The sequence below is a fragment of the Muricoccus harenae genome, assembly GCF_009848505.1.
GTDB lineage: Bacteria > Pseudomonadota > Alphaproteobacteria > Acetobacterales > Acetobacteraceae > Roseomonas > Roseomonas harenae.
Genome location: NZ_WWDL01000020.1, coordinates 1 through 15,066 on the forward strand (window position 1 = coordinate 1; position 15,066 = coordinate 15,066).

The 15,066-nt window shown below is 67.7% G+C and carries 17 protein-coding genes and 1 tRNA gene; 8 read left to right on the plus strand and 10 right to left on the minus strand.

The genetic code is table 11. The features are described from left to right. Nucleotides 1-398: 398 nt before the first annotated feature. From GSE44_RS14860 to GSE44_RS14885, 6 genes are all read right to left on the minus strand, one after another. The gene (locus tag GSE44_RS14860; protein WP_159349622.1) at nucleotides 399-1,637 is read right to left on the minus strand and encodes a NupC/NupG family nucleoside CNT transporter; all 1,239 of its coding nucleotides are present in this window, start codon (nucleotides 1,635-1,637) and stop codon (nucleotides 399-401) included. Then, nucleotides 1,634-2,005, minus strand: coding sequence for a gamma-butyrobetaine hydroxylase family protein (locus GSE44_RS14865; protein WP_159349623.1), 372 nt, complete (start codon nucleotides 2,003-2,005; stop codon nucleotides 1,634-1,636). The genes GSE44_RS14860 and GSE44_RS14865 overlap by 4 nt, the downstream gene beginning before the upstream one ends. A 15-nt stretch (nucleotides 2,006-2,020) precedes the next feature. Further along, nucleotides 2,021-2,251, minus strand: a complete 231-nt coding sequence (locus GSE44_RS14870; RefSeq protein ID WP_159349624.1) for a Trm112 family protein — start codon at nucleotides 2,249-2,251, stop codon at nucleotides 2,021-2,023. A gap of 12 nt (nucleotides 2,252-2,263) precedes the next feature. Further along, complete coding sequence (locus tag GSE44_RS14875) at nucleotides 2,264-2,923, minus strand: LON peptidase substrate-binding domain-containing protein (RefSeq protein ID WP_159349625.1); 660 nt, start codon at nucleotides 2,921-2,923, stop codon at nucleotides 2,264-2,266. A gap of 124 nt (nucleotides 2,924-3,047) precedes the next feature. Next, complete coding sequence (locus tag GSE44_RS14880; protein ID WP_159349626.1) at nucleotides 3,048-3,974, minus strand: tetratricopeptide repeat protein; 927 nt, start codon at nucleotides 3,972-3,974, stop codon at nucleotides 3,048-3,050. Between the two features lie 58 nt (nucleotides 3,975-4,032). After that, nucleotides 4,033-4,542 (minus strand): prolyl-tRNA synthetase associated domain-containing protein, encoded by a 510-nt coding sequence (locus GSE44_RS14885; RefSeq protein ID WP_235924841.1) that lies wholly within the window; start codon nucleotides 4,540-4,542, stop codon nucleotides 4,033-4,035. A 76-nt stretch (nucleotides 4,543-4,618) separates the two neighbouring features. Here GSE44_RS14885 and GSE44_RS14890 point away from each other — a divergent pair. From GSE44_RS14890 to GSE44_RS14910, 5 genes are all read left to right on the plus strand, one after another. Further along, nucleotides 4,619-4,693 (plus strand) — tRNA-Gly (locus GSE44_RS14890). A gap of 375 nt (nucleotides 4,694-5,068) precedes the next feature. Next, nucleotides 5,069-5,242 (plus strand): hypothetical protein, encoded by a 174-nt coding sequence (locus GSE44_RS14895; RefSeq protein WP_159349628.1) that lies wholly within the window; start codon nucleotides 5,069-5,071, stop codon nucleotides 5,240-5,242. A 48-nt stretch (nucleotides 5,243-5,290) separates the two neighbouring features. Then, nucleotides 5,291-5,530, plus strand: coding sequence for a hypothetical protein (locus GSE44_RS14900; RefSeq protein ID WP_159349629.1), 240 nt, complete (start codon nucleotides 5,291-5,293; stop codon nucleotides 5,528-5,530). 407 nt (nucleotides 5,531-5,937) lie between these two features. Further along, entirely contained in the window at nucleotides 5,938-6,909 is a 972-nt protein-coding gene (locus tag GSE44_RS14905) for a Bug family tripartite tricarboxylate transporter substrate binding protein (protein ID WP_159349630.1), read from the plus strand. 5 nt (nucleotides 6,910-6,914) lie between these two features. Continuing rightward, nucleotides 6,915-8,531, plus strand: a complete 1,617-nt coding sequence (locus GSE44_RS14910; protein WP_235924849.1) for an FAD-dependent oxidoreductase — start codon at nucleotides 6,915-6,917, stop codon at nucleotides 8,529-8,531. A 400-nt stretch (nucleotides 8,532-8,931) separates the two neighbouring features. Here the strand turns inward: GSE44_RS14910 and GSE44_RS14915 are convergent, their stop codons facing one another. Continuing rightward, the gene (locus tag GSE44_RS14915; RefSeq protein ID WP_159349632.1) at nucleotides 8,932-9,732 is read right to left on the minus strand and encodes a phytanoyl-CoA dioxygenase family protein; all 801 of its coding nucleotides are present in this window, start codon (nucleotides 9,730-9,732) and stop codon (nucleotides 8,932-8,934) included. 178 nt (nucleotides 9,733-9,910) lie between these two features. Beyond that, nucleotides 9,911-10,942 carry a fumarylacetoacetate hydrolase family protein gene (locus tag GSE44_RS14920; RefSeq protein WP_235924842.1) on the minus strand — a complete coding sequence of 344 codons (1,032 nt, stop codon included), beginning with the start codon at nucleotides 10,940-10,942 and terminating at the stop codon, nucleotides 9,911-9,913. Nucleotides 10,943-11,147: 205 nt separating this feature from the next. Between GSE44_RS14920 and GSE44_RS14925 the strand changes: the two genes are divergently transcribed. The 3 genes from GSE44_RS14925 to GSE44_RS14935 are packed head-to-tail and all read left to right on the plus strand — an operon-like array spanning nucleotide 11,148 to nucleotide 13,863. Next, on the plus strand, nucleotides 11,148-12,191 hold the full coding sequence (locus GSE44_RS14925; RefSeq protein ID WP_159349633.1) for an ABC transporter substrate-binding protein: 1,044 nt from the start codon (nucleotides 11,148-11,150) through the stop codon (nucleotides 12,189-12,191). Next, nucleotides 12,188-13,009: an ABC transporter ATP-binding protein gene (locus GSE44_RS14930; RefSeq protein WP_159349634.1), complete on the plus strand. Its 822-nt coding sequence runs from the start codon at nucleotides 12,188-12,190 to the stop codon at nucleotides 13,007-13,009. Before GSE44_RS14925 ends, GSE44_RS14930 begins: the two co-directional genes overlap by 4 nt. Then, nucleotides 13,006-13,863, plus strand: coding sequence for an ABC transporter permease (locus GSE44_RS14935; RefSeq protein WP_201306078.1), 858 nt, complete (start codon nucleotides 13,006-13,008; stop codon nucleotides 13,861-13,863). The genes GSE44_RS14930 and GSE44_RS14935 overlap by 4 nt, the downstream gene beginning before the upstream one ends. 45 nt (nucleotides 13,864-13,908) lie before the next feature. On the opposite strand, the gene GSE44_RS14940 is transcribed toward GSE44_RS14935, so the two are convergent. Both GSE44_RS14940 and GSE44_RS14945 read right to left on the minus strand, forming a co-directional pair. Then, entirely contained in the window at nucleotides 13,909-14,238 is a 330-nt protein-coding gene (locus tag GSE44_RS14940; protein WP_159349635.1) for a hypothetical protein, read from the minus strand. Between the two features lie 80 nt (nucleotides 14,239-14,318). After that, nucleotides 14,319-14,834, minus strand: a complete 516-nt coding sequence (locus GSE44_RS14945; RefSeq protein WP_201306079.1) for an IS110 family transposase — start codon at nucleotides 14,832-14,834, stop codon at nucleotides 14,319-14,321. Nucleotides 14,835-15,066 lie beyond the last annotated feature (232 nt).

Genomic DNA, 15,066 nt, shown 5'->3' on the forward strand with positions numbered 1-15,066 from the left:
GCCGAAAGATCCTGCCGTGTGATCGCCAACGCCATCTCAGCCTCCCGAACCAACCACCGGGAGGAGCGAATCACGACCGGAGCGCTGGTGGGATCACATGCGAGTCAGCGATCAAGGCGGTTGGTATGAGATTGAAGTTGAGGTGGGTGGCCTCCGGGAGGCGCCGCCTCCCGGACCCTCTGCCGGGGAGCCAGCGGGCTCCCCGGGCCCCGCGATCTGTTGGAAGCGCCTGACGTCCTGGATGTTAGGCGACTGCCCTGTCCGCCCGCGCCGCCCCAGAAATCTGCCTGCGACACCACAGCCGGCGCTCTTCCCTCAAGACGCGGAGTCCGGGGTGGCCGCCGCCACCCTGGCGGAGGTCCGGAGGCAGAGCCTCCGGCAGCAACCATGACAACAGTTCAGGGCGAGAGCAGCCCGACCGTCGCTCCCGTCATGCAGCAAGCGATGGTGGCGGCGAGCAGCGAGGGCAGGCCGAGGCGCACGATCTCGGCGCGCCGTTCCGGGCAGAGGGCGCCCATGCCTGAGACCATGATGCCGACGCTGGCGAAATTGGCGAAGCCGCAAAGGGCCCAGGAGAGAATGAGCTTGGTGCGCGGTGCGAAGCCCGCCCCACCCTCCCCGGCCAGGTCGAGATAGGCGACGAACTCGTTCACCACCCCCCGGATGCCGAGGAGGCGGGCGGCGCCGGTGGCGTCCTCGGGGGCAATGCCCATGGCAAAGGCCAGGGGCCAGAGAAGGGTGCCGGCGATGGCCTCCAGCGTCAGGCCCGTCAGGGGTTCGATGATCATGTTCGCCAAGGCGACGAGCGCCACGAACACGATCAGCCCGGCCATGATGCTCAGCAGCAGCGAGAGCCCGTCCGAGGTGCCGCGGGTCAGCGCGTCCATGCTGCTGTCGTAGAGGCGCGGGGCCTCGATATCCGCGGCTTCGGGGGCGGTTTCGCCCGGGATCATCAGGCGCGCGGTCAGGATGGCGGCGGGGGCGCTGACGAGGCTGGCCGCGAGGAGCTGGCCCGCGGCGTCGGGCACGGCATTGGCCAGCATGGCGGCATAGACGACCAGCATGTTGCCGCTGATGGTGGCGAGGCCGGCCGTCATCACCACCAACAGCTCGGATCGGGAGAGCGAGGCGAGCCAGGGGCGGATGAAGAGCGTGGCCTCCACCATGCCGGTGAAGACATTGGCGGCCACGGAGACGCCGCAGGCGCCCGAGATGCCGAAGGCCGCCCGCAGCACGCGGGACATGAGCCGCACCAGGGCCGGCAGCACGCGCCAGTGATAGAGCAGCGCGGACAGCGCGCCGACCAGGAGCACGATGGGAAGGGCCTGGAAGAACAGGATGAAGGACGCCCCCGGCCGCGCCTCCGCGAAGGGCAGCGGAGCGCCGCCAAGATAGCCGAAGACGAGGCTGGTCCCGGCCTGGGTGGCGCGGGCCAGGGCATCCACCGCCGTCCCCACCAGGCCGAAGGCAGCGCGCAGCGGCGGGATGTGCAGCAGGGCGGCGCCGAGGACGAGTTGCAGCGCCAGTCCGGCGATGACCGCGCGCCAGGGAACCGGCCGGCGGAAGCCGCCCGCCGCCCAGGCCAGGGCAGCCAGCGCGATCAGGCCGATGGCGGACTGAATCTGGAGGGGTGTCACCCCCTCCCTTTGCCCCGGAGGTCGCGGGAGAGGCCCTGGGCCGCCAGCGAGGCCTCGTATTCCGGCCAGCGCCTGGCGTATTCGCGGCCGAGCTGGTGCAGCGTGTCCCAGGTGTAGATGCCAGTGTCGTGGCGATCATCGAAGACCAGGCGGACGGCGTAGTTGCCGACCGGCTCCACCGCCACGATCCCCACCTCCCGCTTGCCGTAGACCAGGGTTTTCTGGCCTGGGCCATGGCCCTGCACCTCGGCGGAGGGGCTTTCGACACGCAGGTATTCAGCAGGCAGGCGGAAGGCGCTGCCGTCGTCGAAGCTCACCTGCAGGCATCGCTCCGCCCGAAGGAGGCGGATTTCCGTGGGTGTCGGCACCTCGTCCGGTCCGGCTCAGTCGGCGAGGCGGCGGGCCTCGTCGGGCAGCATGATCGGGATGCCGTCGCGGATGGGATAGGCCAGGCCGGCGCCTTCGCTCACCAGCTCGCCGGCCGCGCGGTCATAGCGCAGGGGGCCCTTGGTGACGGGGCAGACAAGGATCTCCAGCAGGCGGGGATCGACGGCGGGGGCCTCGCCCACCGGAGCAGGGGCCGGGGCGGGCGTGTGGCTGGGCGTTTGGGTCATCGGAGGTGGTCCTCAGCTCGGGCGGATGTCTTGGCCCGACCCGGGCAGGCTGTCCATCCGCAGCATCGTCACCAGCATGACGGCGCGGGCGGCAGGGTCCGGCGCCTCCAGCAGCGCCTGCTTCTCGGCGGGCTCGAAGGGGCAGACCATGCCCAGGGTGGTGACGAGGGATTGGTCCTCCAGCCGCTCGATCGCCTCCCAGTTCGCCTCTATTCCCTTGACGCGGAAATAGGGGCGGAGGGCGCCGAGCAAGGCGGCGCGGTCGAGCGCGGGGTCGGGCGGGCGGCTCAGATCCGCGGCGAAGGGCGCATAATCGGGGCGAATGCAGCGATAGCCATCGCGCATCGGCCGCTCTTCCGCGACCCGGAAGCGGATCATGCCGGTGAGGGTGATGAGGAAGCGGCCATCCTCCGTCTCGGCGAAGGAGGACAGGCGGCCGAGGCAGCCGACACTGTAGAGGCCGGGACCGTTCGCCGTCAGCGGGAGTGCCTTGTCAGGCTGAATCATGCCGAAGCTGCGGGCATTCCCCAGGCTGGCCTCCACCATGGCCAGATAGCGCGGCTCGAAGATGTTCAGCGGCAGGCGGCCGCCGGGCAGCAGGAGCGCGCCCGGCAGAGGAAAAACCGCGATCTCCACGGGCAGCTTGCCGAGGCTGGTGGGCTGGAAGGGCATGACCAAACGCGTCCCGTTCGCCAGATGATGGGTGGAAACGCGCCAGGGCGCGTTTCCTGGCACGTCCCCTGGCGCATTTCCCTGCGCGCTTCCCTGGGAGGGAGCCGGTCGCGGTCCCGCGGGCCTAGCTGAACAGCATCGAGGAGAGCTTGCGGCGCCCCGCCTTGGTCGCCGGATCCTCGAAGCCCCAGGCCTCGAAGAACTTCAGGAGCTGCTTGCGGGCGGCCTGCTCGTTCCATTCGCGATCGCGGCGGAAGGCCTCCAGCAGCGCGTCGGCAGCGGCTTCGCGGTCATCGGCGGCGTTGAGGGCGACGGCCAGGTCGATCCGGGCCTGGTGGTCATTGGGGTCGGCGGCCAGGCGGGCCTCGAACTCGGCCAGCTTGCCACGCGCCTCCCGGCCGGCCTTGGCCAGTTCCAGGGCGCTGCGGACGGCGGTGATCTCGGCGTGGTCCTGGATCTTCGGGGGCACGCTTTCGATGACCTGGGCAGCCTGTTCCTCCTCACCCAGCTCCATCAGGGAGCGGGCGACGCCGGCGAAGGCGGCCGCATTTTCCGGCTCCTGCTGGGCCAGGGCGCCGTAGAGTTCCAGGGCGCCCTGGTGGTCGCCTTCCTCGGCGGCCTGCTTCGCCTCGGCTAGCAGATCGGCGGAGGGCATCTGGCCGCCGGCCAGCTTCAGCAGGTTCTCGGTGAACTTCTTCACCTCGCTCTCCGGCAGGGCGCCCTGGAAGAGGTCGGCGATCTGGCCCTGCCAGAAAGCGGCGACAGTGGGCACGGACTGGAGCGGCAGGCCGAGCTGGGCGAGCTGCTGGACCAGGGCGCGGTTCTTGTCGATATCGATCTTCACCAGCCGCACCCGGCCGCCGGCGGCGCGGACCACCTTTTCCAGCGTGGGGGTCAGCTGCTTGCAGGGGCCGCACCAGGTGGCCCAGAAATCCACCAGAACCGGCACCTCGCGGGATGCCGCCACGACATCCTGCATGAAGGTCTTCTGGTCGCCGTCCTTGATCAGGTCGTCGGCGGGGGTTGGAGTCTGGTCGAGAAGGGTGCTCATCGGTGCTTCCAGCGGCTCGGGTGGTCTCTGTTGCCCCATAGATGCGCTGTATGGGCGCTCAGGCAAGCGGTTGGGTCAGGTCGATCGGCTCGGGCGGGTGGCCGAGGGCTTCGAGGAGGCGGCGGAGATCGGCCGGGGATAGGGCCGTGGTGGCCGTGTTGGTGAGGGGATGGACGTTCACCGGGCCGGGACCCTCCAGCAGGCGGTGGTCCATCACGAGGCGGATGCTGCCCGGCGGGGCATTGATGAGGGCGAGCGGCGTGACCGAGCCGGGACGGACGCCGAGCCTGTCCCACAGCTCCTGCTCATTCGCCAAGGAGAGGCGGCCGGTGCCCAGGCGGCGTGCCAAGGCATTGATGGAAAGGGGCGTGTCCTCCTCTGCCACCACCAGCAGGAAGGGCTGCGGAGGTTTCGCGCGGAGGAAGAGGTTCTTCACATGCAGGCCAGGGAGGCTTCCCCGCAGTTCCTTGCTTTCGGCCACGGTGTGCAGCGCGGGGTGGCGATGGGTGGTGGCCTGGATGCCCTGGGCTTCCAGATGGGCGAGGAGGGATTCGGGGGTTGCCGGCATGGGGCCTTTGATCGATCGGCCCGAGGGGGGTTGCAAGGCCCGGCGGGTCATGACATACGGCCGCCACACACGGAGCGCGGGCGTAGCTCAGGGGTAGAGCACGACCTTGCCAAGGTCGGGGTCGAGGGTTCGAATCCCTTCGCCCGCTCCAATCTTCCTCAGGACAATCTGTCTCTGGTGAGATTGGGATCGCGCTTCTCCGTGTGTTTCCGCTGCATTTTCCGCGCCTACCTTGATACTTCGAAGGCGGAACGAGCGGCGTTTTCTTTCTCCAGAGAGCACTGGGTCTCCGGAGCTTGGGACTTGAGTGGGTCAGTCTACAAGCTCTAGCGCGTTGCAATTCTGCCGCTTTTGCTCTGAGCACCTGCCCGGAATTGGCAGCGCATTTCCTGGGGCGTTCCGTCCCTTCCACCAAAACATCATCGTCACACCCGAGCTTTAGCGGAGCGCCTTGGAGCCGTAGGCAGGGTGCTGTCGTTTGCTCGACAGACGCCGTTCATCTGCACAACAAGCACGAGGCACCACCATGGCCAATCTCCCTCCCCTTCCCCCGGCCGGTCGCGCACCGCAGGGCGGCAAGAATGCGACCGGCGGGAAAGCCAACCCGAAGGACGCCCGCGCTGGCGCCGGCAGCAGCGGCGGCAAGCAGGGCGGCGTGAGCAGCGCGACCCAGAGCAGCCGCAAGACGGGCGATCGCTGAGCGACGCTGCGCCAGCGTTTTCCTCCTCCATCGGTAAGGTTCTGAAGAATGGTCAAGCGACGCAAACAGGAAGACGCCGTAGGGGTTCTCGAATTCGAGGGACGCTCCAGTGACGACCCGACGTTCAAGCAGTGGCTCGCCGACCACAAAGCCCGGAATGGCGGGAAGCTCCGGGTGAGCAAGGGCGCCACAGGCGTTCGGGTCATGTTCAGCAAGGAAGCGGACATGGCTTTTTGGAAGGACCGCTCGGACGTGGAAGCGAAGGGCCGCAAGCCTCACGCGGCCTGAGGCAGGGGGGGCTCTCCTCCTCGGACGAGAAGCAGGAGACGTGCTGCGATCCTGCACGTCCAGGGCTGCACGTCTTGAAGCGCTTCGCGGGGCGGCACGAACGCGGCTGGCGGGAAGGCAAACCCGAAGGACGCCCGTGCTGGTGCCGGCAACAGCGGCGGCAAGCAGGGTAGCGTGAGCAGCGCGCCCCAGAGCAATCGTAAGACGGGGGATCGCTGAGGCAATGCGGCGCGCTCAGCCTGTGCGCGCGGCCGCCCCGGTAGTTGTTGGAGGCTCCTGAAGCTTCGAGCCTCGACCTTTGCTTCGTTGACATGGCCAAGCGTCAGCCGCAGCCTCAGCGAAACAACAAGTCTTCGGGCGGTGCGGTGCCTCGGCCCGTCCCAGGGAGACGGGACGGGAACTTCCAGATGCGCAGATCACGCCGTGCCATGTTGGCTGCGGCCATGGCGTTGCCCACTACGCCGGGCATCGTTTCGGCACAGGCGCCATACCCGTCCCGCACGATCCGCCTCATCGTGGCCTGGGCGCCGACAGGCGCGATCGACACCGTTGCACGCAAGCTGGCGCAGAAGCTCACGGAGCAGATGGGACAAAGCGTCATCGTCGAGAACCGCTCGGGTGCCGGCGGCAGCATCGGTGCGGCTGAAGCCGCCCGTGCCGCGCCGGATGGCTACACCCTCCTGGCAATCGACAGCACCTACGGCCTGATGCCGTTTCTGGTGAGCCGGCTGCCCTTCAATCACACTGAGGCCTTCCAACTCGTCACCATCAGCGCCTTCACGCCGGTGATCGCTGCCGTGCACCGCGATTCGCCTTATACAAGCCTACAGTTTCTGACCGAGGCTGCCCGGCGGCAGCCGGAAAAGATCACCTACGGCAGCGGCGGCGTCGGTAGCTCGGTGCACTTCGCCACGGCTGCCTATGAGCTGGCGGCCGGCGTGCGACTGTTCCATGTTCCCTATCGTGGTGGCGGGGAGGCGGTAACGGCACTCCTGGCCAAGCAGGTGGATGTCGTCTTCGCCTCGCCGGGCGCGGCGATGGGCAGCGGCGCCACGCTCCTGCGGCCATTGGCGATCAGCGGCCCGGGACGCCTGGCTTCCCTGCCCGAGGTGCCGACCTTCGCCGAGGCCGGTATGCAGGGCTACGACGTGATGCACTGGTCCGGTCTTGCGGTGCCGCGCGGCACGCCCGCGCCGATCGTGGAGCGACTCTACACCGAGGCGGCAAAGGCCCTGGCCTCTCCGGAGATGGCGGAATTTCTTGCCTCCATTGCCTGCCTACCCGGCGGCAAGCCCCCGGCTGAAGTCGAGCAACTGCTGGCCGAGGAGACCGTACGCTGGCGAAAGGTGGTCGAGGCCGCGGGAATTCGGCCGCAGTGAGTCACATGACGGCGCCGGCGCAATCCCATGACGTGATCGTGGTCGGCTCCGGCTGTGCCGGGCTGGCCACGGCCATCGCTGCGCGCGCATTCGGCTTGGACTGCCTTGTCCTGGAGAAGGCGGACCGGCTGGGCGGCGGCACCGCCATTTCCAGCGGGCTGCTCTGGGTCGGCGGCAACCACCTGCACGCCGCGGCTGGGGGCACCGACAGCCCCGAGGCCGTGAGGGCCTACCTCCGCTACGTCGGCGCCGACGGAATCGACCCGGCCCGGATGGAGACCTTCGCGGCCGAAGCGCCCCGCGCCCTGCGCTTCTTCGAGGCGGCCGGCATCCCGTTCCGCCTCAGCCCGCGACTTGACCACTACGGCATGGCGCCCGGCGCCAGCTCTGGCGGAAGGCTGGTCGAGACGCCGCCGATCGACGCCGAGGAACTGGGCGAGCACAAGGACAACGTCCTACTTCCGGCCGGCCCGCTCTACCGTCTGGGAGGACGCGAGGCCGCGGCCCTCGGCGGCCCCAACCGACCGGCCACCTGGGAAGCCGCCCTTGAGGCCGCACGCGCCCGCCCGGGCGTGCGGGGCAGCGGCGCCGCCCTGGTGAGTTGGCTCGTCCGCCTCGCAGCACGGAATGGCGTCACGATCCGCACCGGCACCGCGGCGGAGCGGCTGACAATGAAGGACGGGCGCGTGACGGGCGTCGTCACAGCCGACGGTGAAACCATCGCGTCGCGACGCGGCGTCGTGCTCGCCAGCGGCGGCTACGAGTCCAACCCCGACCTCGTCCACCGCTTCGAGGCTCTGCCGGGGTGGCAGTCCATGTTTCCAGAAAGTCTGACCGGCGACGCCCTGGTGATGGCGACCGAGATCGGTGCGGCCGTTCACGTTATCGGCAACAACCTGTCCCTGTTTCTCGGGTTCCGGAACCCGGAGGAGGCGCCGGGTGGCACGGCGGTGTGCCGCCTGTCCGGTACGCAAGAACTGCCCGCCCCGCACACGATTGTCGTCAACGGGGCCGGCCGGCGTTTTGCGGATGAGAGCTTCTTCCAGGCCGTCGCCCCGCGCCTGCGGGAATTCGACGTCCGAAGCCGCGAACAGCCTAACCTGCCTTGCTGGCTCATCTTCGACGCCGCCTATGCGAGGGCACACTCCTTTGGGGGAAGGTCGCCTGGCGCTGTCATTCCGCACTGGGCCGCACGCGCCAACTCCATCGCCGAGCTCGCCGGGGTCCTCGGCATCGATCGGGAGGGGCTGGCGGCCACCGTGCAGCGCTTCAACGACGACGCTCAACATGGAACTGACGGAGAGCACGGACGCGGCAGCTCACCTTGGGGTCTGACGCGCTTCGATCCGAGCACGACGCTCGGCCCGATCGAGGAAGCACCCTTCTATGGCATTCAGCTGCACCCGACGGCGCTGTCCTCGGCAGGCCTGCTCGCCGACACCACAGCGCGCGTCATGCACGTCCGCGGGCGGCCTATCCCAAGGCTCTATGCCGTGGGCAACGCCGCCGCCCGCACGGAGACAGGGTCCGGCTATCAGACCGGCTTCTCCCTCGCGTCCGGGCTGACCTTCGGCCTGATCGCGGCTCGAGACTTGGCAGCCAATGCGGGCCGCTCTTCGTAATTGATGCACCTCGGCAACGGCGCACATCAGAGCTGGTTGTTTTCTCGCCACCGAGTCCACTTAAGACCGGCGCGCTCCAGGGCAAACCGCTAATCGCGCTCGTCGGGCAGACGCGTGCACTCGCCATCGGGACCAGGAACAGGAACACGCGCAGGAGGTGGTCGATCCTCCGCGAGTGGATGGCGGATGGCGCCGCTTGATCAATGAGGCCCTCTCCGCGCATCCGCCAAGTGGCTACAGGTCCGAGTTTGGTCGGGAGCTGCCTGGCCGCTCCTGGGGCTAAATGCCGAGAAGCAGACATGCGGTTACGCCTGCGGCCTGGCCGCACACGGCCCTTTGCGGTTGTTCGCCTGCATCGAGAGGGCATGGCCGGTGCTACTCCACTGGCCATGCCCGCTCCTTATAAGCCACGAGCTTGGCTGATGGCCCTCTCAACAGGCGCTTGGTCACTCAGTGGTTTGGACAGGTCGAAGCGACGACGTGGCAGAAGCGGCGGCTGGGCCATGAACTTCGGCCGCGTTCCGCGATGAGGCTGCGCCGCATGAACGAGGAAAGGATGGCACAAATAGACCGTGCCCGCTTTCCCCGTCGCGAGAACCTCGTGCCTGCGGCTGGCTTCCTCGAAGCCGTTGCTGGAGAGGTCTCGCAGGGTCGCCCCCTCCTCCCCGTAGCGCGCAAGCCTGCGCGCGATATCCTGATGCGAACCGATGCGGATGCGGGTCGGTGCGTCGTCCTCTCCCACGTCGGAGAAGAGGAAGAGCATGAGGAGCGCGCGTCCCTTTGAGGCGAGATTGGCCCGCCACGCCATGAAGTCGGATGGATCGTCGCCTGGCAGGGCGAAGCTCACGTCCACATGCCAGCCATCATCCCCGGGCGCCTCTGCTGAAGGAAATCGGATCGGGAAGGTGCCAAGGCCACCGGGAGGCAACCAGTTCCCGGCCCCCGCGAGCGCATCATAGGCGGCGTGCAGGGCCGGGGTGTTGGCTGCATCGCGGAAGGGCTGATCCGTGTAGCCGCCGAGACGAATGACCGGTCTTGTCCAGCTCGATGGATCGTCCGGGTCGCAGCCGGTTTCACGCCATAGGATCGCGCGTCCCTGGTCTGCCAGGGATTGCGGGAAAGCATCATCAATCCGCACGAAGCCGTTGACGACGAAGCCCTCGATCTGCGCTGAGGTCAGCGCTTTGGTCATATCGGGCATGGAGAATTCCGTAGGTCCAGCTTGCCGCGACATGCGCGGCGGGAGGGCGCTAGGAGCTTCAGCGCCGTTGCCTGTCAGCAGTAGATCGCGCCTAGATAGGCGCGTGGCCGCTGGTCACTACGCCACGCGCTCACACGGCCGCATCTCAAACGACGTGGCAATGCGGACTGGTCGGGTCTCAGGCCGGTGTGTACTTGCCGCTTATCTGCCGCGCCGGCACCCCGATGGGCAGCGCCTTCTCGCCGCGCGCAACCAGCTTCTCGTTCTCTTGGGCCCGCGTCTCGGGGGTCCAACGCCGCTTCAGCTCGTCTCGTACGCGGAAGTGCAGCCGGCCGAGGCCTGCCGTCTCCAATTCTACCGTATCGCCGTCGTGCAGCGCGCTCAGGCCGCGGTGATTGGTACCCGTCGCCACCACGTCGCCGGGTTCCAGGGTGTGGATGCTGCTTAGCCAACTAATGCAGCGCGGGATGCGGTGCGCCATGTCGGAGGTGTTGAAGCCCTGCCGGAGTTCACCGTTGATCCAGAGGCGGATATCGAGCGACTGCGGATCGCCCACCTCGTCGGCGGTGACAAGGAAGGGGCCCATCGGCGCGAAGGTATCACGGGACTTGGCCTGGAAGAATACGTTGTTCGCGGGCGGCATGCCGCGCGCCGAGCCGTCGATGAAGTTCATGTAGCCGAAGACGTGCGTCATCGCCTCTGCCTCCGAGATGTTGGCGGCCCGCTTGCCGATTACCAGCGCCATCTCAGCCTCCGCCTCGAACACGATGGCGGGGATGTCGGGCAGCACCATGGTATCGCCAGGGCCGATTACGGCACCGGGCGACTTGTGGAAGGCATTGATCGGCGGCCGCTCGGATAGCGTGCCGTCCTCCATGTAGTTTACCGCCATGCAGTCGATCTGCCGCGTACGGGGAAGAGGGGCACGCAGTCGCGCTTCGGACAGCTTCTTGCCCATCTCCTTCGTCAGCTCTGCCTCGATCGTCGGCCTGAACGCGTCGAATTCCGCGATCAGGGCTGGCATCAGGTCCAGCGTGTCGCGGTGGGGCAGCGACGAGAGCAGCGGCGTCAGGTCGACGATAGCGTCGCCCTTGATGGCACCAACTCGGTAGTCATCGAAATACGTGAGTCGCAAGATTCTTCCCCCCGGTTCGCTTTCCGTCGCGGGCGGCGCCGGGCGCGCGACGGCGGCACGGAAGCCGCCAAGCACGGCGTCGTGCCGCCACCGGAATGCTATAGGCAAGCAGGGTGGCCATCAATGCGGGCTGCTGCGTAGGGCCCGCACGTGCCGCTGTGGCCTTGGTTTCGCTGCACCGCAAGATATGCCGAGGCGCCCCATGGCGCGGCAATTACCGCTTGTTCATCGGCGCCAAGCCGCTACGCTGGCTGAAAAGTGCAAACGAGGAAGCGGTTCCATGTTTAGCCACGCTGCCTTCGCGCCCGGCCATCCCGTGTCCCGCCGCGCGGCGCTCGGCCTACTCGCCGCGCCCGCGCTGGTTCCCGCCGCGCGCGCGCAGCCGCGGCCTCTGCGGTCGATCGTGTTCGTGCAGCCTAGTCCGTCTGCGATCAACTCCTACGCCCTCCATGTCGGCATCGGGGAGGGCTATTTCCGTGAGGAGGGCCTGTCTGTCCGCAGTGAGGCCGTGAACGGGTCGAGCCCCGTGCTCCAGGCACTCGCCTCCGGCCAGGCGCAGTTCGGCCGGCCGGGGCCTGCACCGGTGCTGCGGGCGCGGGCGCGCGGCGCGGACGTGGTGTTCCTTTACAACGGTCTGCCGCACTCCTCTTTCGGAATCCTGGTGCGGCAGAACTCGGCTTACCGCACGCCGGACCAGTTGCGCGGCAAGGTGATCGGCGTCGGCACGGCGGACGGGGCGGAGGTGGGCTTTGCGCGCGCCATCCTGAACGACCTGGGCATGCAGGAGCCGCGCGACTATCGCTTCATCCCGGTTGGGGACGGCGGCCCGGCGGTGGCCGGCTTCCTGCGCGGCGACATCGAAGCCTATGTCGGCGCCTCCGCCGATGCCGCAATCATGAACCACCGCGGCATGGCCGTGCGTGACATTACGCCGAACAAGTACCAAACCTTCTTTGGAAACGGCGTCGCTGCCATGCGTGCCTTCATCGATGGCAACCCACAGGTGGTAGAAGGCTTCGGCCGGTCGCTGGTGCGCGCCACGCACTTCGCCAACGTTCCCGCTAACCGCGAAAAGGTGCTGCGCCACCTCGCCGTCGGCAACCCACAGGAGCTGGAGGACCGGCGTTTCGCGAACGCGCTCCTCGACGCGGTCCTGCAGAAGGGTCAGCCACACGACCCCGCCAGGGGCTGGGGCTACCAGGACCCCGTGCACTGGGAGGCCTGGCACCGCAGCCTAGTCGAGAGCCGCGAGCTCGACGCCCCGCTGCCCGATCTTTCCGCCGCCTACACCAACCGCTTCGTCGAGGCCTGGAACCGGAGATGAGCAGGAGCCTCACGGCCGCTGAACTCCCCGCCGCGCCGGCTACCCGGGGCGACCGCACGGTCTTCGCGCTGCGTGGAGTCGGCAAGACATACGCGCGACGCAACATCGAGGCGCTGGGCCGGGTGGACCTGACTTTGGACGCCGGCACCTTCTCCTCCGTGATCGGGGCCTCGGGCTGCGGCAAATCCACCCTGCTCAAGATCATGGCGGGGCTGGTGCCGCCGACTTCCGGCAGCGTCATGTTGGCGGGGCGGCCCGTTACCGGCCCACGCCGCGACATTGGCATGATGTTCCAACAGGCGACGCTGTTTCCGTGGAAGACCACGTTAGAGAACATCGTTCTGCCGATCGAGATCCGCGACGGCCGCGCCGCCGCGCGCGTCCACCACGGCAACGCCCACGCTCTGCTGGAACTGGTAGGGCTGAAGGGCTTCGAGGGCGTCTACCCGAAGGAGCTGTCGGGCGGCATGGCACAGCGCGCGGCGATCTGTCGCATGCTAATCACCGAGCCGGAAGTGCTGTTGCTGGACGAGCCCTTCTCCGCGCTGGACGAGTTGACGCGCGACTTCATGAACATGGAGCTGCAACGCATCTGCCTCCAACGGGGCGCCACCGCCTTCCTGGTCACCCACTCCATCCCCGAGGCGGTGATCCTGTCGGACACCGTCTACGTCATGTCGCCTCGTCCTGGCCGCATCGTGGAGACGGTGGCGGTCGACCTGCCGCGGCCACGCACGCTGGATATGGTGACGACCCCGCGCTTTGGCGCACTGGTGGACCGCATCCGCAGCCACCTGGACAAGGGATCCTTCCTGTGAGCGAGGTCGCGCTTTCTGCCGCCCTGGAGACCGAGAACACGGTCTGGACGGAGCAGGATTCCTGGTTCGACCGCATCCCGCGCTCGGTGGCAATGGCCGCGCTGGCGGTCGTCGCGATCGGGCTGTGGCAGGCGGTGTCCTGGAGCGGCTTGATCTCGCCCATCATCCTGCCTTCGCCCGGGGACACACTGCGGCACCTGATTTTCGTGGGAGGCAACCTGTTGTCCGGCGGCTACATGCTACAGTCACTGTGGGTGACGCTGCAGGAACTGGTGCTGTCCTTCGCGCTGGCGGTCGGAATCGGTTTCGCCCTTGGCGTGCTGGTGGGGGAGACGGCCTTCGGCGAGCGCGCCGTAATGCCCTATCTGGTCGCGGTGGACACCATGCCCAAGGTCGCCTTTGCGCCGCTCTTCATTGCGTGGCTGGGCTTCGGGATCGAGAGCAAGGTGGCGCTGGCCACCTTCATTGCGACCTTTCCCATCGTGGTCGGCACGGCGGCAGGGCTGCACGCCTCCGACGAGAATGCCCGCATGCTGTTCAAAACGATGGGGGCGAGCCGCTGGCAGACACTGGTGAAGATGAAGCTGCCGACCGGCATGCCGCAGTTCTTCACCGGGCTGAAGATCGCTTCCGTGGGCGTCATGGCCGGCGTGATCACCGGCGAGTTCCTGGGCGGCGGCCGCGGCTTTGGTGAGCTGATCCGGGTGGCCTCCACCAACCTCGACACCGCGCGAGTCTTCGCGCTGATCCTCTACCTCAGCCTGCTCGGACTGCTAAGCTTCGGGCTGGTAGCCTGGGCACAGCGGCGGGTGGTGTTCTGGCAGAGTGCGAGCGTGGCGCGTGAGGTAGGGTAGCCATTGGCAATGTCCCGATCTGCTGGCCTTCGGATCTGTATAACTTCAAGAGGCCGTATTCGAGCGTCCACGCTGCTCAGCCCAGGTGCTGGGGAAGTATCCCAGCAGCGTGGGTAGGCTTGGGCTGCTGAGAACCTGGCCGTCGAGCACCGCCTCCACGATGTCCGGTGCCAGCAGCGTCAGCTGCAGCAGCCGTCCCATGTAACCGCGGTCCAGCTTCTCCGCCTCCGCCATCTCGCTGATCGACGCGTAGTGTCCCTCATCCGGCATGCGCTGGTACCGGAACGCCCGGGCCAAGGCCTTCACCAGCGCCGGTTCACCGCGCGTCTGCGTGGTCGCTGTTGTTTGGGCCGGTGTTGCCACACCATCGGGCATGACGACCGTTTTCCGCCCCGGCCCGCATGTCGTCGGCGACTTTCGTCCAGACGAAGGAATGCGGATCGGCGCTGTTGGTCTCAATTTAGCGGCGGATTGCCGTCTGCAGGATCTCCACCTAGGGGAACATGCCGCGTCGGATCTGGCACAGGGTGAGGTGGGCAAACCAGCCATCGACGAGGTTGGGAAACGAGGCGTTGGTTGGGCCGGCCGAACAGGTCGGCATGCGGACAGGGCGGCACCAGATGCGCCTGCAGGATGGCATGCACCTCGTTCTTGACCCGGGTGCGATGCCGCACGACCTGGTTGCGTCGCGCCACCAGCCGGCGCCGCCGCTCGGTGCCGGCATCGGGCACCCACACCTCGGGCAGGAAGCCCGCCGCGCGAAGCGAGGCCAGCACGCCGGCATCGATCTTGTCGGTCTTGACCTGGGGGTGAGCGATTGCCTTGACCTGCAGTGGGTTGGCCACGACCACCCGCGCCACATAGGAGCTGAGCACCCGCACCACCGCCATGGAGTTGCCGGTCGCTTCGACGACGACCTCATCCTCCTGGCTCAAGGTCCGCCCGAACCCCTCCAGGCCCGAGCGGGTCATGTCCACCCGTCCCGCTGGTCTGAGGCGTCCAGCCCCCAGAACACCACCTCCGCAAAGGTGCGGTGGATGTCCATGCCGATCACACGTCCCATCTCCTGCTTCTCTCCAGTGCAAAGACGGGAGCAGTGGGCAACACGACAACTACGGATCCGCGCTCTCGGCGCAACCGGGTCGGTCGCAGGGGCGGCCAGCTACTAACACGAGCTCTCGGCTCATTGTATACAGTGGCTTG

Coding starts and splice junctions, on each gene's coding strand:
- GSE44_RS14870 (WP_159349624.1), bottom strand. CDS start 2,251: ATGACCCAAACGCCCAGCCACACGCCCGCCCCGGCCCCTGCTCCGGTG.
- GSE44_RS14875 (WP_159349625.1), bottom strand. CDS start 2,923: ATGCCCTTCCAGCCCACCAGCCTCGGCAAGCTGCCCGTGGAGATCGCG.
- GSE44_RS14880 (WP_159349626.1), bottom strand. CDS start 3,974: ATGAGCACCCTTCTCGACCAGACTCCAACCCCCGCCGACGACCTGATC.
- GSE44_RS14885 (WP_235924841.1), bottom strand. CDS start 4,542: ATGCCGGCAACCCCCGAATCCCTCCTCGCCCATCTGGAAGCCCAGGGC.
- GSE44_RS14895 (WP_159349628.1), top strand. CDS start 5,069: ATGGCCAATCTCCCTCCCCTTCCCCCGGCCGGTCGCGCACCGCAGGGC.
- GSE44_RS14900 (WP_159349629.1), top strand. CDS start 5,291: ATGGTCAAGCGACGCAAACAGGAAGACGCCGTAGGGGTTCTCGAATTC.
- GSE44_RS14905 (WP_159349630.1), top strand. CDS start 5,938: ATGCGCAGATCACGCCGTGCCATGTTGGCTGCGGCCATGGCGTTGCCC.
- GSE44_RS14910 (WP_235924849.1), top strand. CDS start 6,915: ATGACGGCGCCGGCGCAATCCCATGACGTGATCGTGGTCGGCTCCGGC.
- GSE44_RS14915 (WP_159349632.1), bottom strand. CDS start 9,732: ATGCCCGATATGACCAAAGCGCTGACCTCAGCGCAGATCGAGGGCTTC.
- GSE44_RS14925 (WP_159349633.1), top strand. CDS start 11,148: ATGTTTAGCCACGCTGCCTTCGCGCCCGGCCATCCCGTGTCCCGCCGC.
- GSE44_RS14930 (WP_159349634.1), top strand. CDS start 12,188: ATGAGCAGGAGCCTCACGGCCGCTGAACTCCCCGCCGCGCCGGCTACC.
- GSE44_RS14940 (WP_159349635.1), bottom strand. CDS start 14,238: ATGCCCGATGGTGTGGCAACACCGGCCCAAACAACAGCGACCACGCAG.
- GSE44_RS14945 (WP_201306079.1), bottom strand. CDS start 14,834: ATGACCCGCTCGGGCCTGGAGGGGTTCGGGCGGACCTTGAGCCAGGAG.